Origin of the sequence: Janibacter terrae (genome assembly GCF_039636765.1) — a bacterium.
In the GTDB taxonomy this organism is placed as follows: domain Bacteria; phylum Actinomycetota; class Actinomycetes; order Actinomycetales; family Dermatophilaceae; genus Janibacter; species Janibacter terrae.
Genome location: NZ_CP144167.1, coordinates 1014530 through 1039670 on the forward strand (window position 1 = coordinate 1014530; position 25141 = coordinate 1039670).

Consider the following 25141-nt stretch of genomic DNA (forward strand, 5'->3'; position numbering starts at 1 on the left):
GCTTGCCGGTGCACGACGCAGGCGCGCACCATGCCCTCATGGACTTCGGTGAGTATCTCGCTGCGCATGAGGACTCCCGCAGGATCCTCGACGCACTGCGCCCCGTCATCCTCCGCCTCGGTCCGGTGACCGAGCGCTACTCCACGAGCCAGGTCGCCTACCGGGGCCGTCGGACCTTCGCCCTCGCCTGGGCGCCAGGGCAGTACCTGGGAGAAGGTCGAGCGCCACTGGTGCTCTCCCTGGTGCTCCCGGAGAGAGACCTCGACCCCCGCTGGAAGGAGGTCGTCGAACCCCGGCGCGGGGTGTTCATACACCACCTCGAGCTCCACGCCGTGCGCGACATCGACGACCAGGTCGAGAGATGGCTGGCGAGGGCATACGCAGCGGCGCGCGGGTCCACTCCGACGCCAACGGCTCCAGCCGCGGAGGGAGACGAGTGATGCCCCGTCGTGCCCGGACCTCAGGTCCTGTGGGCCGAGGTGCGCAGGATCTCGGAGCGGGCCCGGTACTCCGGCTCCTCGATCTCGCCCCGGGCGAAGCGCTGGTCGAGGATGTCGATCGCCTCCTGACCGCGGGACCGTTGGCTCTGGTCGGTCCGGCCGAACCGGAGCAGCGCGACCACCACGTAGACCACGAGCGCCCAGAACGCGATCATGCTGAACGACATCAGGATCCAGCCGAACCAGCCCATCCCGTCGTTGTACCAACCCATCATCACCCTCAGCTCCTTCGTCGTCCTGACACCTCAGCCTCCCGCGACCGTCCGGCACGTCCGGTCGTCGTTCCATGAAGATCCTGTGAAGAAGGCGCGGTGTGCCGGGCCGTCGACGCGATCCACCCGGGGTGCCACGATGAGACATGGAGTCACGCCCACCATCGGGGCTGCGGGCCCTCGTCGTGGAGGACGAGGTGACGATCGCCCAGCTGATCGGCAGCTACCTCGAGCGCGATGGGTTCGACGTGGTGCAGGTCCACGACGGGCTCGAGGCGGTCGACGCGGCCCGGGCGACGGTCCCCGACGTCGTGGTGCTCGATCTGGGACTGCCGGGCCTGGACGGGGTGGAGGTGTGCCGCCGGATCAGGACCTTCTCGGACTGCTACGTCCTCATGCTCACCGCCCGCGTCGACGAGGTCGACACCCTCATCGGGCTGTCCGTCGGTGCCGACGACTACATGACCAAACCCTTCAGCCCGCGCGAGGTCGTCGCCCGGGTCGCCGCGATGCTGCGGCGTCCCCGGGCTCCGTCGGGACCGACCGACGAGGCCCGGGGACACTCCTTCGGGAGCCTGCGGATCGACGCGCTGGGCAGGGAGGTGTGGCTCGACGGGCGGCCGATCGCCCTGACGCGTACCGAGTTCGACGTCCTCGACGCCCTCGCCCGGCACCCGGGGACGGCCTTCTCGCGACGCCAGCTCGTCGAGCGGGTCTGGGGCGGGACCTGGGTGGGCGACGAGCACCTCGTGGACGTGCACGTCGCCCACCTGCGTCGCAAGCTCGGCGACGACGCCGGCCGGGGGAGATACGTGCGCACGGTGCGCGGCATCGGCTACCGGATGGGGACCGGCGAATGAGCGCCGGCACGGTCCGCCGGACGGGGACGACGCGGTGGCAGGGCGGCTTCGCCACCCGTCTGGTGCTGGCCCAGGGACTCGTGCTGGCTGCCGGAGCCCTCACCACGTGGTTGGTCGCCTCGGCGGTCGGGCCGAGCATCTTCCACGACCACCTCGACCGAGCCGGCGTCCCCCACACCGCGTCGGAGACGCAGCACGTCGAGCAGGCCTTCGCGTCGGCGCTGCTCATCTCGATCGGGGTCGCCCTGGCCACTGCGTCGGCTGCGGCCTTCGCCGTCACCTGGTACCTCGGTCGGCGGGTCCGCCGCTCCCTCGCTCGGATCGCCGACGCCTCCACCGAGATCGCCGCAGGTCGCTGCTACGCCCGGATCGCCGACCCCGGCCTGGGCGCGGACTTCGCCGTCCTCGCGGACAGCTACAACGCCCTCGCCGCCAGGCTGGAGTCCACCCGGGCCACCCGACGACGGATGCTCGCCGACCTCGCCCATGAGATGCGCACGCCACTGGCCACCATCGACGCCCACCTGGAGGCGGTGGAGGACGAGGTGCGTGATCTCGACGACGAGACCCTGTCGGTGCTGCGCGATGCCACCCGTCGCCTGCGCCGGCTCGCCGAGGACGTCGGGACCGTCAGCCGCGCCGAGGAGGGCAGCCTCGACCTCCGGCCGCGGCGCGTCGAATCCGGTGCACTCGTCACGGCGGCCGTGGCTGCCGCCGCCGACCGGTACGCGGCGAAGGGGGTGTCGCTGCACGGCGACCTCGGGCCGGCGGGGTCGCTGACGGTCGACCCCGAACGGATGGGGCAGGTCCTCGGCAACCTCCTCGACAACGCCCTGCGCCACACGCCGCGCGGTGGTCGGGTGCTGGTGGCGGCTCGACGGGTCGGCGACTGGGTGGAGTACACGGTGACGGACTCGGGCGCCGGGATCGCCCCCGAGCACCTGCCCCGCCTCTTCGACCGCTTCTACCGCGTCGACCCGGCGCGCAGCCGAGACGGTGGTGGGTCGGGCATCGGTCTGGCCATCGCGCGTGCCCTCGCCGAGGCCCACGGGGGTGGGATCTCGGCGAGCAGCCCCGGCCCCGGTCGCGGCGCGACCTTCACCCTGCGCCTGCCGGTCGACCGGGAGCACCGACAGGGGTGACGGGCGCCCCCCTTCGGCAGTAGCGTCGTGGACCCACGACCTCCGGGAGGCGACGATGCGCCAGGTGACCTACTCGATGGGCTGCTCGCTCGACGGCTATGTCGTCGGGCCGGACGGTGGCTTCGACTGGTCCGAGCCCGACGAGGAGGTCTTCGCCGCGCACATCGAGGAGCTGCGGGGGACCTCCGTGCACCTGCTGGGACGGCGCCTGTACGAGACGATGCTCTACTGGGAGACCGTCGACCAGGAGCCCGGGACGGACCACTCCACGACCGAGTGGGCCCGGATGTGGCGCGAGCTGCCCAAGGTCGTCTTCTCGTCGACGCTCACCGGGGTGACCGGCACCAACACCCGGCTCGCCACCGGCTCGCTCGCGGATGAGATCGGCCGGCTCCGCTCGGAGCCGGGCGAAGGGGAGATCGCCATCGGTGGCGCGGTGCTCGCCGCGGACGCCGCGGACGAGGGCCTCATCGACGAGTACCGGCCCTTCGTGTACCCGGTGCTCCTCGGCGGTGGTCGACCGTACTTCCCCGAGCTGGAGCGACGGGTCGACCTGGAGCTCGTCTCGAGCCGGCCCTTCGCCTGCGGCGTCGTCGCGTGGCGCTACCGCGTGGTGCGCTGAGTCGGCGGCGGGACCAGCCGGCGAGCCGGTCGGTGGTCAGTGATGATGGCCCGTCGAGGGAGCGACCGGTCGCCCGGTGTCCTGCTGGTGCCGCAGCGCGAGCGCGGCCAGGCCGGTCGTGATCGGGACCGCCGCGATGAGCCCGAGCGTGGCCACGATGCTGCGCACGATCTCCTGCGCCACGAACTGGCTCGTGAGGACCGATCCGAAGGACGAGTTGTTCGCCACGACCAGGATGAACAGGGGAAGCGAGGCTCCTGCGTACGCCAGGACGATCGTGTTGACGACCGAGGCGATGTGGGAACGCCCGATCCGGGTCGCCGCCGTGTAGACCTCGCGCGGCCCGGACCCGGGGTTGGCGCGGGCCAGTTCGTCGACCGTGACCGCCTGGGTGACGGTGACGTCGTCGAGGATGCCGAGGGAGCCGATGACGATCCCCGCGAGCAGCAGCCCCGTCATGTCGATGCCGTGGGTCAGCTGGACCGCCATCGTGTCGTCGTCGGTGATGCCGGTCAGGTGCAGGGCCCACACCGCGACCGCGGCGAGGAGCCCGGTGAGGACGAAGCTCATCACCGTGCCGATCACGGCCATCGTCGTCGTCAGGGAGAACCCGTGCGTCAGGTAGAGCACCGTGAGCATGATCGCTGACGAGCCGACGAGGGCGACCAGCAGCGGCGGCTCGCCCGCCAGGATCGCGGGCACCACGAAGGCCAGCAGGACGACGAAGGTCACGGCCAGGCCCGCCAAGGACGTCAGCCCGCGCCACCGTCCGAAGGCGATCAGGGTCAGGGCGAAGGCGAGCCCCAGCACCCACAGCCCCGGGCCGCGCTGGTGGTCGACGATCGCGTAGGCCCAGCCCTCCGGGAGCTGCGAGCCGAGGACCACCACGTCGTCGCCGACGGAGACATCCCGTGCACCGGCCGCACCGGGCATCTGGACGTCCTCCAGGGCCTGCCCGTCCTCCAGCTGCACGGTGGCCGTGCCGCAGCCGGCCGTCTGCGCGAGGGCCTCGTCGGTGCACTCCTCCTGCTGGACCGCGGTGACCCGGCCCTGGTGCTCGGCCGCACCGCCGCCCGGCCCGCCGGGGGTGGTCTCCGCGGGCCAGAGCCAGACCAGTCCGACCACCGTCAGGAGCGCGAGGGGGGTGATGATCAGCAGCGCGAGGCGCCGCAAGCGGTCGTGCTGCGGCGGTGCGGAGTGACTGCCCATGAGTTCTCTCCCGCCGCGCCGCGTGCTCGGCTCAGGCCTGCTGCTCGACCACCAGGCGCCGGACCGGGCCGAAGGTCAGCGCGAGGGTCAGGGCGGCGGTGATCGCGAGCAGCCACAGGCCGATCGCGTAGGAGTCGGTGCGACCGTAGACGTAGCCCATCAGCAGCGGCGGGACGAAGCCGCCCAGGCCGCCGGCAGCGCCGACGATGCCGGTGACGCCACCGACCCGGGTCGGGTCGGTGACCTGCGCGATGAGGGCGAAGACGGCACCGCTGCCGGCACCGAGGGCCGCGGCCATCGCGAGGAAGGCCACGGTGCCACCGGCGTGCAGCGGGGGGTTGCCCGCGGCCATGGCGGCGCACACGGCGGTGACGGCGAAGACCACCCCGAGCACGGGGATGGCGCCGAGCTTGTCGGCCATCGCTCCGCCGACGGGGCGCATGATGACCGCGACGACGACGAACCCGGCCATCCGGTAGGAGGCGTCGGCCGCGTCGAGGTCGTGCGCGGTGATGAGGTACGCGGGCAGGTAGACGGAGAAGGCGACGTACCCGCCGAAGGCCACGGCGTAGAGGATCCCGGCCATCCAGGTGACCGGGAGGGTGACGTTGGCCCGCAGCCGCTGCCCGAGGCTCGTCGTCGGCGCGACCCGGCCGGGGGCGTCCCGCATGATCAGCCACGCGGCGACGGCGTAGACCGCGAGCAGGGCGGCGGTGATGACGAAGGGGAGGGCCGCCCCCTTCTCGAAGAGGCGCACGGTGGTGAGCGCGCTGATCGCCGTCCCGCCCATGCCGGCACCGAAGATGCCGATCGCCAGGCCGCGGCGGGCGGGCGGGAACCAGGCGTTCACGAAGGGCACGCCGACGGCGAAGATCGTGCCGGCGATCCCGAGGAAGAAGCCGGCGAAGATCAGCAGCGAGTAGGAGTCGATCGCGATGAAGGCGATGAAGAGGACCGGGAGGATCGTCAGCGCCGTGATGATGGGGAACATGACCCGACCGCCGTAGCGGTCGGTCATGGCGCCGGCGATGATCCGTCCGAGGGACCCCACGACGACGGGCACGGCGACGAGGAGCGAGACCTGCATCTCGCTCAGCTCCCCGAGGTACCCGGTCTTGCGGAAGAGGGGCCCGAGGGGGCTGATGAGGGCCCACGCCCAGAAGTTGATGGCGAACCCGAGGGTCGCCATGGCGAGCATCACCCAAGGGGTTGCCGCCCCCGCCCGTGCCTCGCCCGATCGAGTCGTCTCTCCGAGAGCAGCCATGGAGCAGACGATGCCGACATTTTGCGGATCCGTCCACTCCGGGCGTGTCAGAGGGACGGTCCGGTGACGAGGCGGCCGGACTGCGAGCGCGGCCACGGGTTGGGGCGGCAGCCGCGCAGGCCGAGCGTCTGCTGGAGCATGACGGGCGCCGTGCGGCCCGCGCCGGTGCAGCCCTGGTGCCCGAGCCCGAGACCGTGACCGACCTCGTGGTTGACGAGGTAGTGGCGGTAACCGGTGAGGCTCGGCACGTGCGGCACGCCGACGTGCCACCGGTCGAGGTTGAGCATGATGAGGTCGCCGGCGCGGCACGACGTGTAGCCGTCGGTGTCGGCGCCGGCGGCGGCGCACGCCTGGTCGACGGTGTCCGGCGTCGCGAGCCGGATCGTCAGGGAGGGGTGGGCGCGCACGACCCGCTGGAAGCGCCAGTGCCCGCCGGCCGTCCAGCCGCGGGGGTGCTGCAGCGTCGCGTCGACGGCGTCCGCGAACTCACGCGTCGTGACGCCTGCGCCCTGCTCGACCTCGACCCGGTAGGTCACGAGCCGGCCGGACGTGCCGCGCACCGGGGTGCCGGTGCGCATCCGCGTGTACCGGCCGGACGAGGCGTACGCCGGCAGCGTCGGGCCGGATCTGGCCGGCGTGGGCGTCGAGGCGGTCGAGGCGGGAGACGGCTGCGCGGAGGTCGTCGCGGTCGGCTCGGCGAGGGGCACCCCCGGGTCGTCGGCCGTGCGGACCCCGAGCAGGACCGCCAGCAGGACGGCCACGGCGACCGTGGCGGCCCCGAGCCGGCGGCGCCGCGCCTGCGCAGGCCCCGAGGGGGCCGACGACCGAAGGGGGGACACGTCACCCAGCGTAGATCGCCCCGGCCTCAGTCCGCGTGGGTCAGCAGCCAGTCGCGCAGGCGGAGCGTCGAGAGGCAGTCGTACTCGTTGTAGGCCCGCAGGGCCTCGAGCCGGGCGGCGGCGTCGGCGTCGTCACCCGCGGCGACGGCCTCCCGGTAGCGCTGGTACTCGATGATCGAGTCGCCGCCGGCGGTCACGCCGTCGGCGTCGCGCAGGTCGTCGCCCATGTAGAGCGGCTCGAGCCGCTTGATGGAGTACGAGGCGCTGCCGACGCGCACGGCGGACTTCACCACGGCGTAGAGGTCGACGAAGACCCCGTCGGCGATCAGCTGCGCGACCTCCGCCTCGAGCACGCCGTGGCGGGCGGCGAGCCTCGTGAGCGCCGACTTCTCGTAGTCCGCGTAGTGGTAGACCCGCAGGGCCGGCCAGCGGCGGCGACGCTCCTGCAGCCACGCGACGAACTCGATGAGCGCCGCGCGCTCCTGCTCCCGGTCGTGCGCCCAGAAGGCGACGAACTCCTCTTGCGGCGTCAGGCAGCCGAAGAGGTACTCCAGCCCGACGTGGTCCGCGGGCCCGTCCCGCCACACGGGGTCGCCCTCGAAGTCGAAGAAGACGTCCCCGTCCGTCGGCGCGGGCATCGCCGCGAGCGCGGCCGGGTCGTGGACCTCGTAGGCGAGCGGCTGGGCGTCCGTGGGCTCCGTGAGCTGCAGTCGCGCCTGGCTCGACAGCGCGACGAGCGTCTCGGGGGCCACGCCCTCGACGGGTTCGGTCCGGGCAGCGAGGTCGGCCATCGAGCGCACGCCGGCGTCGATGAGCAGCAGGCGGGTCGGCGGCCGCACGCCGCGGACGAGCCCGACGTCGCCCCGCGCCTCCATCTCGGCGCGGCAGGCGTCGCAGTGCAGGCACGCCTTCCACCGCGGGTCGCCCCAGACGACGGGGCCCGGTGCGTCCTGGTGGGTGTCGAGGACCTCCCGCAGCCGGCCGGTGACGCGGGCCAGGTGCTCGGCGAGGTCCTCGCGGGGGATCTCGACGACCGACCCGTCCCCGAGGTAGAGCCGGACGAAGGGGGCGACCGCCACCCCGTCGTCGGCGAGGGCTTGCGCGTAGGAGGCCACCTGCAGCTGCGCGAAGAGCTTGGCCGAGGAGGCGAGCTTGGTCTCCGCGACGACCCACCCGGCCTCCTCGCGCAGGAGGTGGTCGGCCCGGCCGGCGAAGCGCTCGCCGCGCACCGGCGCCTGGTGCACGAGGCGGGTCGCCGGGTCGGCGAGGAGCGCGGGCAGGTCCTCGGGTCGCAGTGTGTCGGCGTGGACGACGCCCTCGCCGACCTCACGGCTCAGCACCTCGGTGACCTCGGCCTCGCGCTCGCGCCCCAGGTCGCCGAAGCGCTCGCGCACCGGGTCCGGGGCCGCGAGGACGATCTCGCGACGGCCCAGCAGGACGTCGGCGGTGACGAGCACCCCGAACTCGCAGGTGAGCACCGAGCGCAGGTCACCCGCGGTGGTGATCGCGCGCTGGGTGGTGCCGCCGACGGTGGGGAAGTGCATGGCCCCGACCCTACGAGGTACCCCCGTCAGACCCAGCTCGGGAACCACATGCGCCAGCGCCAGTGGTCGTAGGGGATGACCTGGGCCGTGTAGAGCGGCCAGTAGAAGGCGAAGTTGGCGAGCACGACGAGCAGGTAGACCCCGACGACGAGGTGTCCGACCCGTCGGCGCCGGGCGCTCGCACCCCGGGGCCCGAGCACGAGCCCGATGACGAAGACGACCGCGAGGACCACCCAGGGCTCGAAGGAGATCGTGTAGAAGGTGAAGATCGTGCGGTGCTGCAGGAAGAACCACGGCAGCCACCCGCCGACGAAGCCGGCGAGGATCGCGCCCGCGCGCCAGTCGCGCCGCAGCGCCCAGTGGTAGAGCAGGACGAACAGGGCGGCGGTCGCCACCCACCAGATGGAGACGGAGCCGAGCGACGTGATCGCCTTGGAGCACTTGTCGACCTCGCAGCCGGTCATGCCCCGGGTCGGCGCCTCGTAGAAGAAGGACGTCGGCCGCGACTGGATCATCCACGACCAGGGGTTGGACTGGTACGTGTGCGGCGAGGTCAGGTTGTCGTGGAACTGCAGGACCTGCACGTGGTACTGCCACAACGAGCGCAGGGCGGGTGGCAGCCACTGCACGCCCTCACCGGGGTTGTCCTGCGCCCAGGTGCGGTTGAAGCCGGTGCGGGTGAGGAACCAGCCGGTCCACGACGCGAGGTAGGTCGCGAGGACGACGGCGGTCATCGAGACGCCGGCCCAGACCCCGTCCTTGAAGATCCCGGCGCTCCACCAGTGCCGGGCGCCGGCCGCGCGGCGGGCACCCATGTCCCAGAAGACCGTCATCAGGCCGAAGGCCGCGAAGAAGTACAGGCCGGACCACTTGGTGCCGCATGCCAGACCGAGGCAGAGCGCGGCGACGAGCCGCCATGGCCGCCACCACAGCCACGGCCCGGTCCCGAACCCACCAGCGGGGAGCCCGGCGACCTTGCGCGCCAGGCGAGCTCGTGACCAGTCGCGGTCGACGAGCAGCGCGCCGAAGGCCGCGAGCGCGAAGAACATCAGGATGATGTCGAGCAGCCCGGTGCGGGAGTGGACGAAGTGGTGCCCCTCGAAGGCCATGAGGAAGGCCGCGATCGCCCCGAGCCAGCTCGAGCCGAACATCCGGCGCGCGATCCGCCCGACCATGAGGATCGAGATCGTGCCGAGCAGCGCGACGGAGAAGCGCCAGCCGAAGCTCGAGGTCGAGCCGAAGACCCACTCGCCGAAGGCGATGACCCACTTGCCGACCGGCGGGTGGACGACCATGTCGCCCTCGGTGGTCTTGAAGACGGCGGTCGTGCCGTGGGTGAAGAGCGGGTCGACCTCCTCTCCCTTCCCCTTCCACTGCATCTCGACGCCGTGGTCGAGCATCGAGACGCCCTGCTTGACGTAGTACGTCTCGTCGAAGACCAGCTGGTGCGGGCGGCCCAGGGACCAGAAGCGCAGGATGCCGCCGAGGACGGCGAAGAGGAGGGGGCCGAGCCAGCCCCACAGGACGTCGGTGGGGCGGAAACCGAGCAGGCGCTCGCGCAGCTCGATCCCCCGGTCCATGGGCGCCATCGTAGGTGAGGGGGGTGGGCGCGGCGGACGTGCTGGGATGATGGCAGGCATGCCTCTCGTCCTCGCTGCCACGCCCATCGGAGACCCCCGCGACGCCAGCCAGCGGCTACGGGAGGAGCTCGCGGGAGCCGACGTCGTCGCGGCGGAGGACACCCGTCGCCTGCGGCGCCTCGCCGGCGAGCTCGGCGTCGAGCTCACGGGGCGCGTCGTCAGCTACCACGAGCACAACGAGGCGTCCCGCACCGCAGACCTCCTCGAGGCGGTGACGAAGGGGGAGCGCGTGGTCCTCGTCACGGACGCGGGTATGCCCTCGGTCTCGGACCCCGGGTACCGCCTCGTGCGGGCCTGCATCGACGTCGACCAGCCGGTGACCTGCGTGCCGGGGCCGAGCGCGGTCCTCATGGCGCTCGCGGTCTCGGGGCTGCCCGTGGACCGCTTCTGCTTCGAGGGGTTCCTGCCGCGCAAGGGCGGTGAGCGCCGCTCGGTGCTCCAGGAGCTCGTGACCGAGCGGCGGACCATGGTCTTCTTCGAGGCACCGCACCGCATCGCCACCTCGCTCGAGGCGCTCGCCGAGGCCTTCGGGCCGGAGCGCCCGGCGGCCGTCTGCCGCGAGCTGACGAAGACCTACGAGGAGGTGCGCCGCGGCGGGCTCGCCGAGCTCGCGGCCTGGGCCGCCGACGGGGTGAGGGGCGAGATCACCATCGTCGTCGCGGGAGCGGAGCGCGTCGCGATCCCGATCGAGGACGCGGTCGCCGAGGTCCTCGCGCGCCGCGACCACGGCGGCCGGCTCAAGGACGTGTGCGCCGCGGTCGCCATCTCGACCGGGCACGGCAAGAAGGCGCTGTACGACGCCGTGGTGGCCCACCGCAGGTCCCTCTCAGACTGAGGTGGGACAATCCGCGGCATGACCGAGCCGATGCCCGACTCCGGCACCGACCTGCCCTTCGACCAGGAGTCCGCCGCCCAGGCCGAGGGCGCCGCCAGCGAAGCCGCCGCTGGTGCCCGCGAGGCCCACGCCCAGCACCCCTCGACCGCAGACGGGACCGAGCGGACCGTCGTGCACCTCCTGCGCCACGGCGAGGTGCACAACCCCGACCGGATCCTCTACGGCCGGCTGCCCGACTTCCACCTGTCCGACCTCGGTCGGCAGATGGCGCAGGTCGTCGCCGAGCACCTCGCCGACGCCGACCTCGCGCTCGTCGTGCACAGCCCGCTGGAGCGGACCGCGGAGACCGCGGCCCCGACCCTGAAGCACCACGGCCTCACCGCCGTCGTCGACCCGCGCATCATCGAGGCGGGCAACAAGTTCGAGGGGCGCCGCTTCCGCAAGCGCCTGCTGCTCGACCCGCGCCGCTGGTGGTGGGTCCGCGATCCCACCAAGCCCACGTGGGGCGAGCCGTACCGCGGCATCGGCAAGCGGATGATGGCTGCCGTCGAGGACGCCCGCGACCACGCGCGCGGCCGCGAGGCCCTCGTCGTGAGCCACCAGCTGCCGATCTGGACGCTCCGCAGCGTCCTCGAGCGTCGCCCCCTGTGGCACGACCCTCGTCGCCGGCAGTGCAACCTCGCCTCCCTGACCTCCGTCACCTTCGTCGGCGACCGCGTCACCGACGTCACCTACAGCGAGCCGGCCGCGCACCTCTACGCGCACGCCGCCACGACCCCTGGAGCCTGACCCCCTTCCGATGAAGAGCACCCGCGTGACCCGCACCCTCGTCGCCGCCGTGAGCGCCCTCGCCCTCGCGGGCGGCGTCGCCGCCTGCTCCGGCGAGTCCGCCTCCGAGAGGGCCGCCCAGGAGGTCGGCTCCCGCAACGGCGACGGGTCGGCGCACCTCGTCGCCGCCGAGGATCGTGGCGAGCCGGTCGAGCTCGCCGGCGGCACGATCGACGGCAGGACCTGGGACAGCGCGGACCACCGCGGCAAGGTCGTCGTCGTCAACCTCTGGGCCAGCTGGTGCGGGCCGTGCGCCAAGGAGGCCCCGCACCTCGTCGAGGCCTACGAGGAGACGAAGGGGGAGGACGTCGAGTTCGTCGGCATCGACTACCGCGAGTCCTCCGAGGCGACCGGGCGGGCGCAGGCCAAGGAGTGGGGCTTCGTCTGGCCCTCCGTCTACGACAAGACCGGCACGACCGCCCTCGACATGCAGGGCACCATGACCGCCCAGCCGTCGACCGCCGTGCTCGACCGCGAGGGCCGGATCGCCGCGGTCGTCCTCGGCCCGGTGACGACGACGACGCTGGTGGGGCTCGTCGAGGACACGGCGGCTGAGCAGGAGTGACGCCCGCCGCACTGTCCCCGCTCGCAGCCGTCCCCGCCGCGCTGAGCGACCAGGTCACGGACGGCGCCCTGCCGCTCGCGGTCCTCGTGGCCGCGCTCGCGGGGCTCGTCTCCTTCGCGACGCCGTGCGTGCTGCCGCTCGTGCCCGGCTACCTCGGCTACGTCACCGGCCTGTCCGACGTCGCGCTCGAGCAGCGCTCGCGCGGGCGGATGGTCCTCGGGACCCTGCTCTTCATCCTCGGCTTCAGCGCCGTCTTCGTCCTCGCGTCGATGTTCGTCGCGACGGCCGGCCGGGCGCTCGTCGAGCACCGCGAGCTGCTCATGCGCATCGGCGGCGTCCTCGTCATCCTCATGGCGCTCGTCTTCCTCGGTGCCGGGTCGCAGCGCACGCTCCGCCTGCCCATCAGGCCCGCGACCGGGCTGGCCGGGGCGCCGGTGCTCGGCGCGGTCTTCGGCCTCGGCTGGGCGCCGTGCATGGGCCCGACGCTCGGTGCCGTCCTCGCGCTCAACCTCGCCGGGGACGCGTCGACCACCCGGGCCGTCATCCTGGCCGTCGCGTACTGCCTCGGGCTGGGTCTGCCCTTCCTGCTCATCGCGGCCGCCTACGAGCGGTGGGCGCCGGTCTCCGCGTGGCTGCGCCGGCGGCAGCGCGCCATCCAGGTGCTCGGCGCGGTCCTGCTGATCGCGGTCGGGCTGCTCCTGCTCACGGGCGGCTGGGACGCGATCACCCAGTGGCTGCAGGTCCACCTCATCTCGGACACGGAGGTGGTCCTGTGACGTCCGGCGACGAGGTGACCCAGCCCAGGCTCGGGCCCGTCGGCTACCTGCGGTGGGGCTGGCGGCAGCTGACGAGCATGCGCACGGCGCTCTTCCTGCTCCTGCTGCTGTCCGTCGCGGCCGTCCCCGGCTCGGTGTTCCCGCAGCGCAGCCTCGACCCGGCCCGCACCGCCGACTGGCTCGCGCGGCACGAGACCACCGGGCCGTGGCTCGACCGGCTCGGAGCCTTCGACGTCTACTCCTCGCCGTGGTTCTCGGCGATCTACCTGCTGCTCTTCATCTCGCTCATCGGCTGCATCGTCCCGCGCACGGCAGTGCACTGGCGGGCCATGCGGGGCCGGCCGCCGCGCGCCCCCAGGCGACTGGCCCGGCTCGAGGCGCACGCCGACGGCGTCGTCGAGGGCTCGCTCGAGGACGTGCGCGAGGCCGCGGTCCGGGTGCTGCGCGGACGGCGCTACCGCGTGGCCAGCCACGACGACGTGTCCGTCTCCGCCGAGACCGGGTACCTCAAGGAGACCGGCAACCTCGTCTTCCACTCCGCGCTCGTCACCCTGATCATCGGCGTCGCCATCGGTCACCTGTGGGGGTGGAAGGCCGATGTCATCGTCCCCGCCGGCGACTCCTTCGTGAACACCGTGACGCGCTACGACACCTACGCCCCGGGGCCGCTCGTCGACGAGACGAAGCTGTCCCCCTTCGTCGTGAAGGTCGACGAGATGACCGCCGACTTCAACGACCGCAAGCCGGGCACCCAGACCTTCGGCCAGCCGCGGGACTTCGAGGCCCGCGTCTCGGTCGCCGACGCGGACGGCACGGAGTACACCGACGTCGTCAAGGTCAACCACCCGCTCGAGATGGACGACGCGACGGTCTTCCTCCTCGGCAACGGGTACGCGCCCGTCGTCACGGTCAAGGACGCCGACGGCGAGGTGCTCTACGAGGGGCCGACGCCCTTCCTCGCGCAGGACGGCAACTACCGCTCGACCGGCGCGATCAAGGTCGGCGCGGCGAGCACGCCCGAGCAGTTCGGCTTCGTCGGGCTCTTCCTGCCGACCGCCTACATCGACCCCCAGCAGGGACCGATCTCGCTCTTCCCCGACACCCGGGAGCCGAAGCTCGCCCTGAGCCTCTACACCGGCGAGATCTTCCCCGACGGTCGCCCGCAGTCGGTCTTCACGCTCGACACCGCGTCGATGCAGAAGGTCGAGACCACCGACGGCAAGGACCAGCTGCGGCTGTGGCTCTCCCCGGGCGAGGGCGCCAAGCTGCCCGACGGCCGCGGCACGATCACCTTCGACGGCATGGAGCGGTGGGCCGGGTTCTCGGTCCGCCACGACCCGGGCAAGGAGCTGACGCTCGTCTCCGCGCTCGCGGCGCTCGCCGGCCTCATCGCGACCCTGACGATCAAGCGGCGACGGGTCTTCGTGCGCCTCACCGAGGCCGCGGACGGCGTGCGGATCGACGTCGGCGGGATGAGCCGGGACGACGACGAGGGCCTGGCGGACGTGGTCACGGAGGTCCGGGACGAGCTCGTGGGAGAATCGAGGACATCATGACGAACGAGATGCTGGCCCAGTACGCCAACTACGCGCTGGCCTCGGCCGCGCTGGTGATCACGGTGGCGATGCTCTGCTTCGCCCTCTACCTCGCGCAGGCCGTGCCCGTGCGCGAGCGGGCGGAGGCCGAGACGCGCGCCGGTGCCAAGGTGCCCGCTGGCGTCGGTGCCGGTCCGGCGACGGGGGAGGAGCCCCCTTCGTCCGAGGTCGCGGAGACGCCGGCACGCGCCCGCAAGGCCGCCGGCATCGCCGGGTCGCTCTCGTGGCTCGGCGCGCTGCTGCTCCTCGTCTCCTTCGCCTGCCGCGGCTTCGCGGTCGAGCGCTTCCCGCTCGGCAACCTCTTCGAGTTCAGCGTCGCGGGCGCCTTCTTCGCGATGGCGACCTTCTCCGTCGTCGGGCTGCGGCGCGACGTGCGGTGGCTCGGCGTCTTCGTCACCGCCTTCGTCGTGCTGCTGCTCATGGTCGCCTCGACCGCCTGGTACGTCGAGGCCGACGAGGTCGTGCCCTCGCTGAAGTCCTACTGGCTCCCGATCCACGTGACGGTCGCCACCCTGTCGGTCGGCATCTTCGTCGTCGGCGCGATCATCAGCGCGCTCTACCTCATGAGCGACCGCGGGGTCGGGGGCGAGCGCTTCTGGCGCAAGCTGCCGCCGGCCGCCGCGCTGGAGAAGCTGTCCTACTCCCTGCACATCATCGGTTTCCCGCTGTGGACCTTCACCCTGATCGCCGGCGCGATCTGGGCCCGCGAGGCCTGGGGTGCCTACTGGAACTGGGACCCCAAGGAGGTGTGGACCTTCGTCATCTGGACCGTCTACGCCGCCTACCTGCACGCCCGCGCCACGAAGAACACCTCGCGCCGCACCGCGAACTGGATCGCCATCGCGGGCTTCGCGTGCATCGTCATCAACTACACGGTCGTGAACTTCTACTTCATCGGCCAGCACAGCTACGCGCAGTGAGGCACTGAGTCACCCCATGGTCCGCTACACCCTGCTCCGTTTCCTGATCTTCTTCGGCTGCCTGGCGCTGCTGTGGCTGCTCGGCCTGCGCGACGGCAACGAGCTGCCCTGGCTCGTCGTCATCGCCGCCCTCGCGTCGATGGTCATCTCCGCGATCGTGCTCCGCCCCTTCCGCGTCGAGATGGTCGAGCAGATCCAGGCCCGCCAGGCCGCCAAGGCCCGCGCCCGCTCCGAGCGCACCGACACCGACGAGGCCGTCGAGGACGCCGCGCGCGGGTCCTCGGACGAGGGGCCTGAGTCCTACCGCTGAGGTCGCCTCAGGGGCCTCAGGTTTATCGGGTGACCCGATAAACCTCGCCTTCGCAGGAGTTTCAAACTCTTGCGAAGGCGAGGTTTGTCGTGCAGAGCGAGGGGCGAAGGGGGAGCCGCCTCGCCGTGCGTGCACAGGAGGTCGTCCTGCTGCAGACGGTGGCAGATCCAACCACGAGATGCACGAGCACGACCGGTTGTGCTCGCCCGCGGCAGAGGATCAGCGGGCGAGCGGCGCGAAGAGCCAGACCGCCCACATGACCTCGGCGAAGCCGGTGAGGCCCAGCGCCGGGATGAGTGCCCTGCCGGTCGCGCCGGAGCGGACGGCCTGGATGCCGGGCCAGGCGATGACGAGGCCGAGGAGGCCGATGGGCGCCCACGACCGCCAGAAGGCCATGAGCAGCGTGCACACGATGGCCACGCCGAAGAGACCGACGTAGAGCTGGCGCGTGCGCGCGTCGCCGAGGCGCACGGCGAGGGTCTTCTTGCCGGTGACCGAGTCGGTCGGGATGTCGCGCAGGTTGTTGGCGACGAGGATCGCGGTGGCCAGGGCGCCGACGCCGACCGCGCCGAGGACCCCGACCGGGGTGATCATGTTGAGCTGGGTGTACTGGGTGCCGAGCGTGGCGACCAGGCCGAAGAAGACGAAGACGTAGAGCTCGCCGAGCCCGCGGTAGCCGTACGGGTTGTCGCCGCCGGTGTAGCGCCACGCGGCAATGATCGCGAGGACGCCGACGGGGATGAGGATCCACGTCTGGCTCAGGGCGACCAGGGCGAAGCCGGCGAAGGCCCCGATCCCGAAGAAGGTGAAGGCGGCGATCTTGACGTTGCCGGGCTCCGCCAGGCGCTGCCCGACGAGGCGGACCGGGCCGACCCGGTCCTCGTCCGTGCCGCGGATGCCGTCGCTGTAGTCGTTGGCGTAGTTGACGCCGACCTGCAGGCAGCAGGAGACGATCATCGCGAGGAGCGCGAGACCGAGGTTGGCCCCCTTCGTCCCCTGCTCGAGGTCCCGGTGGGCGGCCGCTGCGGCTGTGCCGACGATGACGGGGGCGATTGCTGCGGGGAGGGTCCGTGGGCGTGCGCCCGCGGCCCACTGCTTGAAGGTGGCCACGACAGGCGATCTTACGAGGCGCTCAGCCTCCCAGCAGACGCGCCACGGCGGCGCGGTCGGGCTTGCCCGGCCCGCGCATCGGCAGCTCGGCGACGACGTGGACCCGTCGGGGGAGCGCGGCCGGCTCGAGGTGGGGGCGGAGCATCTCGCGGATCTCGGCGACGCCGGCATCGGGGACGGGCCCGACCGGCGGGCCGCCGGGGGAGGTGACGGCGGCCAGGGCCACGGACTGCCCCCACTCCGGGTCAGGGAGGCCGACGACGACGGCCTCGGTGACGGCCGGGACGTGCGCGAGCACGGCCTCCTCGACGACGCGCGGCGCGATCTTGAGGCCGCCGGTGTTGATGACGTCGTCGGCGCGGCCGGTGATGCTCACCCGCCCCTGGCCGTCGACCGAGCCGAGGTCGCCGGTGCGGAACCAGCGCTGGCCCCCTTCGCTGCGGAAGGCGTCCGTCTCGAGACCGAGGTACCCGTGCGCGACGACCGGACCGCCGAGCTCGAGCACCCCGTCGGCCCCGGTGCGCGCCGCGACGCCCTTGAGCGGCGCGCCGTTGTAGACACAGCCGCCGGCGGTCTCGGACATCCCGTAGGTCGTCACCACGCGCACACCGAGGGAGCGCGCACGGTCGAGCAGCGTCGCGGGGGTGGCGGCACCGCCGACGAGGATCGCGTCGAAGCGTCGCAACGCCTCCAGCCCGAGCGGGTCCTCGACGAGCCGGCCCAGCTGGGTCGGGACGAGCGAGGTGTACCGGCGGTCGCCGTGCATGCCCGCCGTGGCCTCGACGAAGGCGAAGGCGCCGCCTGCGGCCGGGTCGAGGACGACCGGAGTCGTGCCGGCGGCGATGCTGCGCAGCAGGACCTGCAGGCCGGCGACGTGGTGCGGCGGCAGGGCGAGCAGCCACTGCCCCGGACCGCCGAGCCGCTCGGCGGTCGCCTCCGCGCTCGCGATGAGGTTGGCCGCGGTGAGCAGCGCGAGCTTGGGGGTGCCGGTCGAGCCGGAGGTCGCGATGGCGACGGCGAGGTCAGGCGGCAGGTCGCCCCCGGGCAGGCTCGGGATCTCACCCGGCGCGTGGGGGTGGATCGGCGCGGTGCCGGTCAGCGCGCGCTCGAGCGAAGGGAGTACATCAAGGATCGCTGGTCCGGCGGGGAGGGGCAGGGGTGTGATCGGCACGGGGTCATCGCCCGATCAGAAGTACCAGGGGAAGGGCGACCAGTCCGGGTCCCGCTTCTCCAGGAACTGGTCGCGCCCCTCGACCGCCTCGTCGGTCATGTACGCGAGGCGCGTCGCCTCGCCGGCGAAGACCTGCTGGCCCATGAGCCCGTCGTCGGTGAGGTTGAAGGCGAACTTGAGCATGCGGATCGCGGTCGGGGACTTCGCCATGATCTCGCGGGCCATGGTCAGCGCCTCGGTCTCGAGCTCGGCGTGGTCGACGACCGCGTTCACGGCGCCCATCTCGTACATCTCCTGGCCGGTGTACGCGCGGCCGAGGAAGAAGATCTCCCGGGCGCGCTTCTGCCCCACCATCTTCGCGAGGTAGGCGCTGCCGTACCCGCCGTCGAAGGAGCCCACGTCGGCATCGGTCTGCTTGAACCGCGCGTGCTGGCTGGCGAGCGTCATGTCGCACACGACGTGCAGCGAGTGGCCGCCGCCGGCTGCCCAGCCGTTCACGAGCGCGATGACGACCTTGGGCATGGTGCGGATGAGGCGCTGGACCTCGAGGATGTGGAGGCGCCCCCCTTCGGCCTTGACGCGGCGCTCGTCGATGCCCGCGACGCTGTCGTCGCCGGTCGGGTCCGCCGCGTACTGGTAGCCGGAGCGGCCGCGGATCCGCTGGTCCCCGCCGGTGCAGAAGGCCCAGCCCTCGGTCGTCGCGCTGCTGCCCTCGCGCGGGGTCGGGCCGTTGCCGGTGAGCAGGACGACGCCGACGTCGGGGGTGCGTCGGGCGTGGTCGAGGGTCCGGTAGAGCTCGTCGACGGTGTGCGGGCGGAAGGCGTTGAGGATCTCCGGCCGGTCGAAGGCGATGCGCACGCACCCGACGTCCTTGGCCCGGTGGTACGTGAGGTCGGTGAGGTCCTCGAACCCGGGGACCACCTCCCAGGCCTGCGGGTCGAAGGTCTCGCTGACGTTGTCCAGTGCGCTCACGGGGGCGAGCCTACTGACCGTCGGTTTGGCGAGCGGACCCGATGATGATTAAAGTAACAACTGTTGTAGTTGCAATCAATTGGAAGGACGCGACGCATGCGCCGCACCCAGATCGACCTCGCCCTCGTGATCCTGCGGATCGTCATGGGCCTGACCATGTTCCTGCACGGCTGGCAGAAGCTCACCGCCGCCGGCTTCGGCGGCGTCGGTGAGATGTTCGCCGGGATGGGTGCACCGCTCGCCGGCGTCACCGGTCCGCTGACCCTGCTCGTCGAGCTCGTCGGCGGCGTCCTGATCGTCCTCGGCCTCGGCACCCGCGTCGTCGGTGCCGTCTACGCGCTCGTCATGCTCGGCGCGCTCTTCGTCGTCCACCTGTCGGCGGGCTTCTTCGTCGGGGAGGGCGGCTACGAGCTCGTCCTCCTGCTCGCCGGCATCGGCGCGGCCCTCGCCGTCGCCGGCCCCGGCGCCTGGTCTCTCGACGCGGTCCTCGCCGGTCGTCGCGCCGTCACGCAGGTCGACGCCCCCGAGCGGGAGCGCGTCGCGGCCTGACCGTCGCGCACCGCCGCCGGGGAGCCCCCTTCGTCACGACGACGAAGGGGGCTCCCGCGTCAGGCGACGATGCTCGCCAGGAGCACCAACGGCAACGACACGACCGCGCCGAGCGAGGTCGCGAGCGTCAGCGTCTTGAGCGCGCCCTTGGTCGAGAGACCGAGCAGGCTCTTGAACATCCAGAAGAAGTTGCTGTTGACGTGCAGCGCGAACATCGCGCCGGACGCGATGGCCAGGGCCACGACGACCGGCTCGACACCCGTCGAGGCGACGACCGGGCTGATGATGCCCGACGCGGTGATCGCGCCGACCGAGACCGACCCGATCGCGAAGTGCAGCAGCGCGGCGATGAACCACGCGAGCAGCACGGTGATGAGGACGGGGGCGGTGGCGTCGGCCGAGAAGAGCTTCTTGAGGGACGCGTCGAGCCCGGTCTCGGTGATGACGGCCCCGAGCGAGCCGCCGATGCCGGTGATGAGCAGGATCTCGCCGGTGGTCCGGAAGCCCTGCGAGAGAGCCGCCTCCGTGCCGTCCCCGCCGAGCGCGCCGCGCCCGATGAGGAAGGCGATGAGCAGGCCGATGAACAGCGCCATGTTGGCATTGCCGAGGAAGGCGATCGTCGCGTTGCTCTTGTCGAAGAGGTCCATGAAGGCGCCGAAGGCGATGAGCACGAGCGGCACGAGGATCGGGGACAGGCGCAGCAGCAGCGGCAGGCGCAGCGCGCGGTCCGGCACCGCGTCGGGGTCCTCGAGGTCGGCGTCCACGCCGTCGACCGTCGGTGCTGCGCCGGACCCCGCTGTCGCACCGGACCCGGCGCCGGGACGGGCCGCAGCGGCCTCGGCCGCGGCGCGGGCGAGGTAGGCGCGGTGCCCCGGGTTGTCGGGGTGCTCCTCCTCGTCGGCATCGATGTCGGTGGTCTCGTCCCAGAAGCGGGTCTGCAGGAGCAGCCGGAAGAGGAAGGTCGTGATCAGCGCGGTCGCGACGCCGATCGGGGCGCCGAAGATCAGGTACTCGCCGAGCGGCAGCTTCAGCTGGCCGGCGATGGCCACGGCGGCCAGGCCCGGCACGAAGAAGACGTACCCGGCGAAGATCCCGATGCCGATCGCGCCGGCGAGCCACGGCAGGCCGCGCTTGCGGTCGACGACCGGCGCCGCCTGGCGGGCCATGGGGGAGGCGAGGACGACCTGCACGTCGACGTAGATGGACGGGAAGATCGCCGACAGCGCCGCGGTCATCGCGTACGGCAGCTTGCCGCCGACCCGGCGCGCGATGATCTCGACGAGCGCCCGGAAGGTGCCGGTCGCCTGCAGCAGCGACCCGATGAGCACGCCGAAGCCGATGAGCAGACCGACCTCGCCCATGATCTCGCCGAAGCCGGTGGTGATGGCCGTGACCGTGCCCTCGGCCCCCACCCCCGCGGACAGACCGAGGAAGACCGAGGAGATGATCAGCGAGATCACCGGGTCGACCTTGAAGCGGATGATGAGCACGATCGCGACGGCGATCGCGATGAGAGTCAGGGCGATGTCCACGGGCAGCGACCCTACGCCCGTCCCCAGCCCCCGCCGCGCTCGGCGTCCGTCCACAGCCCGCCGAAGGGGGTCCCCCTCGCCTCCCGCAGCCGGTGGGGTGGACCTGTGGCCGGTCACCCGGACCGTCACGGGCGAGAGGACGCGACATGACGGACCGATGGCTGTACGGGATCGACGGCGGTGGCGGCGGCCCGGTCATGGGCGATGAGTGGGGGCCGGTCCCGCCGCCCGGTGAGGACCTGACGTACGGGCTGCGCGAGCCGGTGCCGCAGCAGACGATGCGTGGCTGGCTCCAGCGGGTCGTCGGTGGGCCGGAGGAGCTCGAGCGACTCGTCGGCGACCCACTGCCGGTCGACGAGCCACTGCACCCGGACGCGCTGGCCGGCCCGGTCCCGCCGGGATGGGTGCGCTCGATCGACGCGGTCCTCATGGCGTCCGGCCCGCCGCCGCTGGCGGCCGCCGAGCTGCCCACGGTCTACCGACGGCTGCTCGCCGCGAGCGCCCGGGCGCGGCTGCTCGAACGGTGGCGGTCCGCCGAGCCGGCCCGGGTCGCGGCGGGGATCATCCACTGCGCGGCCAAGGCCAACGGCCTCGTCGGGGGCGCGGCCGTCTTCAGGGTGCGCGACTACCTCGCGGGGGTCCCCGTGCAGTCCTACCAGGACCGCTCCCGGGCACTCGCGATCACGCTCGGGGGTGACGCCTGGTGCCACGGGCAGCGGCCGCCGGGAGTGCCGGACGTGTACGTCCTGGGTGACACGGCCTTCCTCGTCAGTCGCTTTCGTCTTGACCTGATGAGCCTGCGCGACGTGCTCCTCGAGACCGAGGCGGCCCGGGCGGCGGCGACGGCCGGGTGAGGGCCGAGCGCGGGTTACCGTCCTGTGCATGGCACTGCACTGGTACCAGACGGCGATCGACGCGCGTGACCACCGAGCCCTTGCGCGGTGGTGGGCCGACGTCCTGGGGTGGCGGATCGGCTACGAGGACGAGTACGAGGCCAATGTCGTGCCGCCCGAGCACACCGAGGACCCGGTCGACGACCTGGCGACCTGGCAGGGCCTGCGCACCTCGCTCGTCTTCGTCCCCGTGCCCGAGGGCAAGACGATCAAGAACCGCCTGCACCTCGACCTGGCGCCTCACGTCGAGCAGGAGCGCGACGCCGAGATCGAGACGCTCCTGGCCCAGGGCGCCACCCGCGTCGACGTCGGCCAGGACGAGCAGGAGGTCACCTGGACCGTCCTCGCCGACCCCGAGGGCAATGAGTTCTGCGTGCTCTCGAGCCGGGACCGATGACCGCGCTCGCATCCGTCGAGGAGCTGCTCGACGGCCTGCACGTGGTCACGCTGCCGCTCAACACCCGGTTCCGCGGGGTCACCGAGCGCGAGGTCGCGCTGGTGCGCGGACCCGCCGGGTGGGGGGAGTTCGCGCCCTTCCTCGAGTACGGGCCGACCGAGGCCGCGCGCTGGCTGGACGCGGCGATCGAGGCCGCCTGGGACGGGTGGCCGCAGCCCGTGCGCGACGAGGTCCCGGTCAACGCGACCGTCCCCGCCGTCCCCGCTGCCGACGTGGCGACCGTCCTCGCCCGCTACGACGGCTGCACGACCGCCAAGGTCAAGGTCGCCGAGCGGGGCCAGGACCTGCGCGACGACCTCGACCGGGTTGCCGCCGTCCGCGACGTCATGGGGCCGGACGCGCGCATCCGCGTCGACGCCAACGGCGGCTGGTCCCTGACGCAGGCTGCCGACAGCCTGTCCCTCCTCGCGCAGTACGGCCTCGAGTACGCGGAGCAGCCCTGCGCCGACGTGCGCGACCTCGCTCGGCTGCGCGTCGAGCTCGCGCACCAGGGCGTCGACGTCCGGGTCGCCGCCGACGAGTCCATCCGCAAGGCGGAGGACCCGCTCGAGGTCGCCCGCCTGCGCGCGGCCGACGTCATCGTCGTCAAGGTCGCGCCCCTCGGCGGGGTGGCCTCCGCGCTGCGCGTCGTCGAGCAGTGCGGCCTGCCGGCCGTGGTCTCCTCTGCCATCGACTCGAGCGTCGGCCTGCGCGCCGGTGTCGCCCTCGCCGCCGCGCTGCCCGAGCTCCACCACGCGTGCGGGCTCGGCACCGGCGCCCTGCTCGCCGCCGACGTGACGGGTGAGCCCCTCCTCCCCGTGGCCGGTGCCCTGCCGGTCCGCGACGTCGCCCCCGACCCGCGACTCCTCGCCGCGCACGCCGCGTCGCCGGCCCGGGAGCACTGGTGGCGCGAGCGGGTCCGCGCGGCCTGGGCGGCGCGCGTCTGACCACAGGCCCGGTGGTGGCGCTCCCTTCGTCCACAGGAGCGCGAAGGGGGTCCCGCCCGCCCTGCCCAAGGGGTGGGGTGGACCCATGGACACGGGGATCGACAGGCTGCTCCCGGGGGAGCTGACAGCGGTGGCGGTGCGGCTCGAGCGCCACGCCGACCGGCTGGACGCGTGCGCCGTGCAGGCGCGCAGCGCGACGGCCACGAGCTGGCAGGGGGAGGCGGCTCGGCTGCACCGCGACGTCGTCGGCGAGCACGCCGACGACCTCGCCACCTATGCCCGTCGCGTGCGCCAGGCCGCCGCCGACGTGCGGCACCTGCAGGCCGTCGCCGAGTCGCGCCTGCACATGGTCGGCGCCGTCGACCTCACGGCCCGGGTGCTGCCGTGAGCGGGATCAGCGTCACCGGGGGCGCGGCCGGGCTGTCGGTCGGGCTCGACGAGCTCGAGGAGTCCGCGGGACGCCTGCGGCGGATCGCGCTGGACGTCGGCGAGGTGGGCCTGGCGATCGGCCTCGCCGCGGTGGACCCGGGGCTCGCGCTCGCCGGGCTGCTGGCCCCGGTGGAGGCCGTCACCGCCGAGCTGGCCATCGGCCGGTGCACCGGGGTCGTCGCCGTCGGGGTCGAGGTCGGCACCACCGCGGCCGCGACGACGGCGGCCGTCCACGCCTACCGCGACGCCGAACACAGCGTCCAGGCCCTCACCGACGGCATCGCGACGAGCGCGGGCGCGTGGGTCGGCCGATCGGTGGCCCCGGTCGTCCTCGGGGCCGGGCTGGCGAGTGTGCCGGTGGTCGCGGCCGTGATGACCGTGCCCGGTGCCCGAGCGGCGGCGATCTCGATCGGGCTGGGTCTCGGCCAGGAGGCCGACGAGATCCTCTTCGACCACCCGTGGCTCGTCCCCGCCGCGGCCGACGGCCTCGACGGGCTGCTCCTCGGTCTCGGCGAGGGGGTGCCGGTGCTCGGCCTGTGGCTCGGCTGGCGTAGCGGCCGGGCCGGCGTGCCCTACCCGCCGCGCGACCACGCCGGCGCGCTCGCCGTGGTCGTCGCCGCGACGAAGGGCGCCGTCCTCGACGAGTCGGGCCGCCGGGTCGACCTGCGGCCCCGACCGGCAGGCGTCGGTCGGGCGCCCCGCGGCGTCGCCGACCTCGTCGCGGCCGACGGACCGACGTCGGGTGGGTCGCGGCTGCGCGTGACCGGCATCCCCCAGGCCGACGGCACCTGGGCCTGGGTCGTGGACATCCCGGGGACGCAGACCTTCGACCCGCGGGCCGGCGCCAACCCGTGGGACCTGACGAGCAACGCGTTGCTCCTCGCGGGGGAGACGACCGCCTCGATGCTCGCCGTCGAGCGGGCCGTCACCGACGCCCGCCGCCGCGTCGGGGACACCGGACCGCCGCGCGTCATGGCCGCCGGGCACAGCCACGGCGGGATCACCGCGGCGGCACTCGCCGCGAACCCGCACCTGCGACGGCGGCTCGGGATCACCCACGTCGTGACCTCCGGAGCCCCCGTCGCCTCCCTCGGGGTGCCGGAGGACGTGTCGGTGCTGAGCCTCGAGCACACCGAGGACCTCGTGCCCGGTCTCGAGGGCGCGGCCAACCCCGACCGCGCTGGCTGGGTGACCGTCGAGCGCTCCCTCGCCGACGACCTGGGCCGGGACGCCCGCGCGACCCAGGCGCACGACAGCGGCCGCTACGCCGAGACCGCGCGCCTGGTCGACGCGAGCGAGGACCCCTCCCTCGCGGAGTGGCGGCAGGGGGCAGCCCCCTTCGTCGGGACGGCCGGGACGCCGACCGTGACGATCGACTACGACGTCGAGCGGATCTGAGGGGAGCCCGCCCGCCCGACACCGGCCCTGCGGGGTGGCAGGA

The 25141-nt window shown here is 73.0% G+C and carries 27 protein-coding genes; 17 read left to right on the plus strand and 10 right to left on the minus strand.

Features of this window, described 5'->3' with window-relative positions; all coding sequences use genetic code 11:
* Positions 1-38 precede the first annotated feature (38 nt).
* Entirely contained in the window at positions 39-440 is a 402-nt protein-coding gene (locus V3C34_RS05110) for a DUF5655 domain-containing protein (protein WP_346008251.1), read from the plus strand.
* Between the two features lie 20 nt (positions 441-460).
* Here V3C34_RS05110 and V3C34_RS05115 read toward each other — a convergent pair whose 3' ends face one another.
* A complete protein-coding gene (locus V3C34_RS05115; RefSeq protein ID WP_082807628.1) occupies positions 461-715 on the minus strand; it encodes an SHOCT domain-containing protein in 255 nt (84 codons plus the stop codon).
* A gap of 143 nt (positions 716-858) precedes the next feature.
* Here V3C34_RS05115 and V3C34_RS05120 point away from each other — a divergent pair, with 143 nt between their 5' ends.
* From V3C34_RS05120 to V3C34_RS05130, 3 genes are read left to right on the plus strand one after another with little or no spacing between them, the layout of a single operon-like run.
* A complete protein-coding gene (locus tag V3C34_RS05120; protein WP_346008252.1) occupies positions 859-1572 on the plus strand; it encodes a response regulator transcription factor in 714 nt (237 codons plus the stop codon).
* A complete protein-coding gene (locus V3C34_RS05125) occupies positions 1569-2714 on the plus strand; it encodes a HAMP domain-containing sensor histidine kinase (protein ID WP_338538720.1) in 1146 nt (381 codons plus the stop codon). Before V3C34_RS05120 ends, V3C34_RS05125 begins: the two co-directional genes overlap by 4 nt.
* 55 nt (positions 2715-2769) lie before the next feature.
* Positions 2770-3336 (plus strand): dihydrofolate reductase family protein, encoded by a 567-nt coding sequence (locus V3C34_RS05130; RefSeq protein WP_346008253.1) that lies wholly within the window; start codon positions 2770-2772, stop codon positions 3334-3336.
* A 36-nt stretch (positions 3337-3372) separates the two neighbouring features.
* Here V3C34_RS05130 and V3C34_RS05135 read toward each other — a convergent pair whose 3' ends face one another.
* The 5 genes from V3C34_RS05135 to V3C34_RS05155 form a co-directional block, all read right to left on the minus strand.
* Positions 3373-4545, minus strand: a complete 1173-nt coding sequence (locus tag V3C34_RS05135; protein WP_338538719.1) for a YibE/F family protein — start codon at positions 4543-4545, stop codon at positions 3373-3375.
* 31 nt (positions 4546-4576) lie between these two features.
* Positions 4577-5734 (minus strand): MFS transporter, encoded by a 1158-nt coding sequence (locus V3C34_RS05140; RefSeq protein WP_346008254.1) that lies wholly within the window; start codon positions 5732-5734, stop codon positions 4577-4579.
* A gap of 122 nt (positions 5735-5856) precedes the next feature.
* Positions 5857-6648: a DUF3152 domain-containing protein gene (locus tag V3C34_RS05145; protein ID WP_346008255.1), complete on the minus strand. Its 792-nt coding sequence runs from the start codon at positions 6646-6648 to the stop codon at positions 5857-5859.
* A 26-nt stretch (positions 6649-6674) separates the two neighbouring features.
* A complete protein-coding gene (locus V3C34_RS05150) occupies positions 6675-8192 on the minus strand; it encodes a TM0106 family RecB-like putative nuclease (RefSeq protein WP_346008256.1) in 1518 nt (505 codons plus the stop codon).
* 26 nt (positions 8193-8218) lie between these two features.
* Positions 8219-9772: a dolichyl-phosphate-mannose--protein mannosyltransferase gene (locus V3C34_RS05155; RefSeq protein ID WP_068326371.1), complete on the minus strand. Its 1554-nt coding sequence runs from the start codon at positions 9770-9772 to the stop codon at positions 8219-8221.
* 58 nt (positions 9773-9830) lie between these two features.
* On the opposite strand from V3C34_RS05155, the gene rsmI reads away from it, so the two are divergent.
* From rsmI to V3C34_RS05190, 7 genes are read left to right on the plus strand one after another with little or no spacing between them, the layout of a single operon-like run.
* Complete coding sequence (rsmI, locus tag V3C34_RS05160; protein ID WP_245634824.1) at positions 9831-10667, plus strand: 16S rRNA (cytidine(1402)-2'-O)-methyltransferase; 837 nt, start codon at positions 9831-9833, stop codon at positions 10665-10667.
* Between the two features lie 18 nt (positions 10668-10685).
* Positions 10686-11456 carry a histidine phosphatase family protein gene (locus tag V3C34_RS05165; protein ID WP_082817257.1) on the plus strand — a complete coding sequence of 257 codons (771 nt, stop codon included), beginning with the start codon at positions 10686-10688 and terminating at the stop codon, positions 11454-11456.
* 10 nt (positions 11457-11466) lie between these two features.
* Complete coding sequence (locus V3C34_RS05170) at positions 11467-12060, plus strand: TlpA disulfide reductase family protein (RefSeq protein ID WP_068425678.1); 594 nt, start codon at positions 11467-11469, stop codon at positions 12058-12060.
* A gap of 41 nt (positions 12061-12101) precedes the next feature.
* Positions 12102-12836, plus strand: coding sequence for a cytochrome c biogenesis CcdA family protein (locus tag V3C34_RS05175; RefSeq protein ID WP_068329093.1), 735 nt, complete (start codon positions 12102-12104; stop codon positions 12834-12836).
* The gene (resB, locus tag V3C34_RS05180; RefSeq protein WP_068425675.1) at positions 12833-14392 is read left to right on the plus strand and encodes a cytochrome c biogenesis protein ResB; all 1560 of its coding nucleotides are present in this window, start codon (positions 12833-12835) and stop codon (positions 14390-14392) included. The genes V3C34_RS05175 and resB overlap by 4 nt, the downstream gene beginning before the upstream one ends.
* Entirely contained in the window at positions 14389-15351 is a 963-nt protein-coding gene (gene ccsB / locus V3C34_RS05185) for a c-type cytochrome biogenesis protein CcsB (RefSeq protein WP_068425672.1), read from the plus strand. The genes resB and ccsB overlap by 4 nt, the downstream gene beginning before the upstream one ends.
* A gap of 16 nt (positions 15352-15367) precedes the next feature.
* Positions 15368-15661, plus strand: a complete 294-nt coding sequence (locus tag V3C34_RS05190) for a DUF4229 domain-containing protein (protein WP_068326358.1) — start codon at positions 15368-15370, stop codon at positions 15659-15661.
* A 219-nt stretch (positions 15662-15880) separates the two neighbouring features.
* On the opposite strand, the gene V3C34_RS05195 is transcribed toward V3C34_RS05190, so the two are convergent.
* The 3 genes from V3C34_RS05195 to V3C34_RS05205 are packed head-to-tail and all read right to left on the minus strand — an operon-like array spanning position 15881 to position 18914.
* A complete protein-coding gene (locus V3C34_RS05195; protein ID WP_346008257.1) occupies positions 15881-16771 on the minus strand; it encodes a 1,4-dihydroxy-2-naphthoate polyprenyltransferase in 891 nt (296 codons plus the stop codon).
* A 22-nt stretch (positions 16772-16793) separates the two neighbouring features.
* Entirely contained in the window at positions 16794-17942 is a 1149-nt protein-coding gene (gene menE / locus V3C34_RS05200; protein WP_346008258.1) for an o-succinylbenzoate--CoA ligase, read from the minus strand.
* A 15-nt stretch (positions 17943-17957) separates the two neighbouring features.
* Positions 17958-18914: a 1,4-dihydroxy-2-naphthoyl-CoA synthase gene (locus V3C34_RS05205; protein ID WP_068326349.1), complete on the minus strand. Its 957-nt coding sequence runs from the start codon at positions 18912-18914 to the stop codon at positions 17958-17960.
* 96 nt (positions 18915-19010) lie between these two features.
* On the opposite strand from V3C34_RS05205, the gene V3C34_RS05210 reads away from it, so the two are divergent.
* Positions 19011-19463, plus strand: coding sequence for a DoxX family protein (locus V3C34_RS05210; protein ID WP_068326346.1), 453 nt, complete (start codon positions 19011-19013; stop codon positions 19461-19463).
* Between the two features lie 59 nt (positions 19464-19522).
* Here the strand turns inward: V3C34_RS05210 and V3C34_RS05215 are convergent, their stop codons facing one another.
* Positions 19523-20995 carry a GntP family permease gene (locus V3C34_RS05215; RefSeq protein ID WP_346008259.1) on the minus strand — a complete coding sequence of 491 codons (1473 nt, stop codon included), beginning with the start codon at positions 20993-20995 and terminating at the stop codon, positions 19523-19525.
* A 146-nt stretch (positions 20996-21141) separates the two neighbouring features.
* Here V3C34_RS05215 and V3C34_RS05220 point away from each other — a divergent pair, with 146 nt between their 5' ends.
* The 5 genes from V3C34_RS05220 to V3C34_RS05240 all read left to right on the plus strand — a co-directional run bounded on the left by V3C34_RS05220 (position 21142) and on the right by V3C34_RS05240 (position 25098).
* The gene (locus V3C34_RS05220; RefSeq protein WP_068326341.1) at positions 21142-21849 is read left to right on the plus strand and encodes a hypothetical protein; all 708 of its coding nucleotides are present in this window, start codon (positions 21142-21144) and stop codon (positions 21847-21849) included.
* 28 nt (positions 21850-21877) lie between these two features.
* A complete protein-coding gene (locus V3C34_RS05225; RefSeq protein WP_068326338.1) occupies positions 21878-22285 on the plus strand; it encodes a VOC family protein in 408 nt (135 codons plus the stop codon).
* Entirely contained in the window at positions 22282-23271 is a 990-nt protein-coding gene (locus tag V3C34_RS05230) for an o-succinylbenzoate synthase (protein WP_338538711.1), read from the plus strand. The genes V3C34_RS05225 and V3C34_RS05230 overlap by 4 nt, the downstream gene beginning before the upstream one ends.
* Before the next feature lie 85 nt (positions 23272-23356).
* Positions 23357-23659, plus strand: a complete 303-nt coding sequence (locus V3C34_RS05235) for a hypothetical protein (protein ID WP_068425651.1) — start codon at positions 23357-23359, stop codon at positions 23657-23659.
* A complete protein-coding gene (locus V3C34_RS05240; RefSeq protein ID WP_346008260.1) occupies positions 23656-25098 on the plus strand; it encodes a hypothetical protein in 1443 nt (480 codons plus the stop codon). Before V3C34_RS05235 ends, V3C34_RS05240 begins: the two co-directional genes overlap by 4 nt.
* The last annotated feature ends 43 nt before the right edge of the window (positions 25099-25141 follow it).

What these genes read in the sequence shown, in the direction of transcription:
- V3C34_RS05155 (WP_068326371.1), bottom strand. Translation starts at nt 9,772, where the DNA reads ATGGACCGGGGGATCGAGCTGCGCGAGCGCCTGCTCGGTTTCCGCCCC.
- V3C34_RS05220 (WP_068326341.1), top strand. Translation starts at nt 21,142, where the DNA reads ATGACGGACCGATGGCTGTACGGGATCGACGGCGGTGGCGGCGGCCCG.
- V3C34_RS05130 (WP_346008253.1), top strand. Translation starts at nt 2,770, where the DNA reads ATGCGCCAGGTGACCTACTCGATGGGCTGCTCGCTCGACGGCTATGTC.
- rsmI (WP_245634824.1), top strand. Translation starts at nt 9,831, where the DNA reads ATGCCTCTCGTCCTCGCTGCCACGCCCATCGGAGACCCCCGCGACGCC.
- V3C34_RS05150 (WP_346008256.1), bottom strand. Translation starts at nt 8,192, where the DNA reads ATGCACTTCCCCACCGTCGGCGGCACCACCCAGCGCGCGATCACCACC.
- V3C34_RS05115 (WP_082807628.1), bottom strand. Translation starts at nt 715, where the DNA reads ATGATGGGTTGGTACAACGACGGGATGGGCTGGTTCGGCTGGATCCTG.
- V3C34_RS05230 (WP_338538711.1), top strand. Translation starts at nt 22,282, where the DNA reads ATGACCGCGCTCGCATCCGTCGAGGAGCTGCTCGACGGCCTGCACGTG.
- V3C34_RS05165 (WP_082817257.1), top strand. Translation starts at nt 10,686, where the DNA reads ATGACCGAGCCGATGCCCGACTCCGGCACCGACCTGCCCTTCGACCAG.
- V3C34_RS05135 (WP_338538719.1), bottom strand. Translation starts at nt 4,545, where the DNA reads ATGGGCAGTCACTCCGCACCGCCGCAGCACGACCGCTTGCGGCGCCTC.
- V3C34_RS05210 (WP_068326346.1), top strand. Translation starts at nt 19,011, where the DNA reads ATGCGCCGCACCCAGATCGACCTCGCCCTCGTGATCCTGCGGATCGTC.
- V3C34_RS05125 (WP_338538720.1), top strand. Translation starts at nt 1,569, where the DNA reads ATGAGCGCCGGCACGGTCCGCCGGACGGGGACGACGCGGTGGCAGGGC.
- V3C34_RS05225 (WP_068326338.1), top strand. Translation starts at nt 21,878, where the DNA reads ATGGCACTGCACTGGTACCAGACGGCGATCGACGCGCGTGACCACCGA.
- ccsB (WP_068425672.1), top strand. Translation starts at nt 14,389, where the DNA reads ATGACGAACGAGATGCTGGCCCAGTACGCCAACTACGCGCTGGCCTCG.
- V3C34_RS05120 (WP_346008252.1), top strand. Translation starts at nt 859, where the DNA reads ATGGAGTCACGCCCACCATCGGGGCTGCGGGCCCTCGTCGTGGAGGAC.
- V3C34_RS05235 (WP_068425651.1), top strand. Translation starts at nt 23,357, where the DNA reads ATGGACACGGGGATCGACAGGCTGCTCCCGGGGGAGCTGACAGCGGTG.
- V3C34_RS05140 (WP_346008254.1), bottom strand. Translation starts at nt 5,734, where the DNA reads ATGGCGACCCTCGGGTTCGCCATCAACTTCTGGGCGTGGGCCCTCATC.
- V3C34_RS05110 (WP_346008251.1), top strand. Translation starts at nt 39, where the DNA reads ATGGACTTCGGTGAGTATCTCGCTGCGCATGAGGACTCCCGCAGGATC.
- V3C34_RS05170 (WP_068425678.1), top strand. Translation starts at nt 11,467, where the DNA reads ATGAAGAGCACCCGCGTGACCCGCACCCTCGTCGCCGCCGTGAGCGCC.
- V3C34_RS05190 (WP_068326358.1), top strand. Translation starts at nt 15,368, where the DNA reads ATGGTCCGCTACACCCTGCTCCGTTTCCTGATCTTCTTCGGCTGCCTG.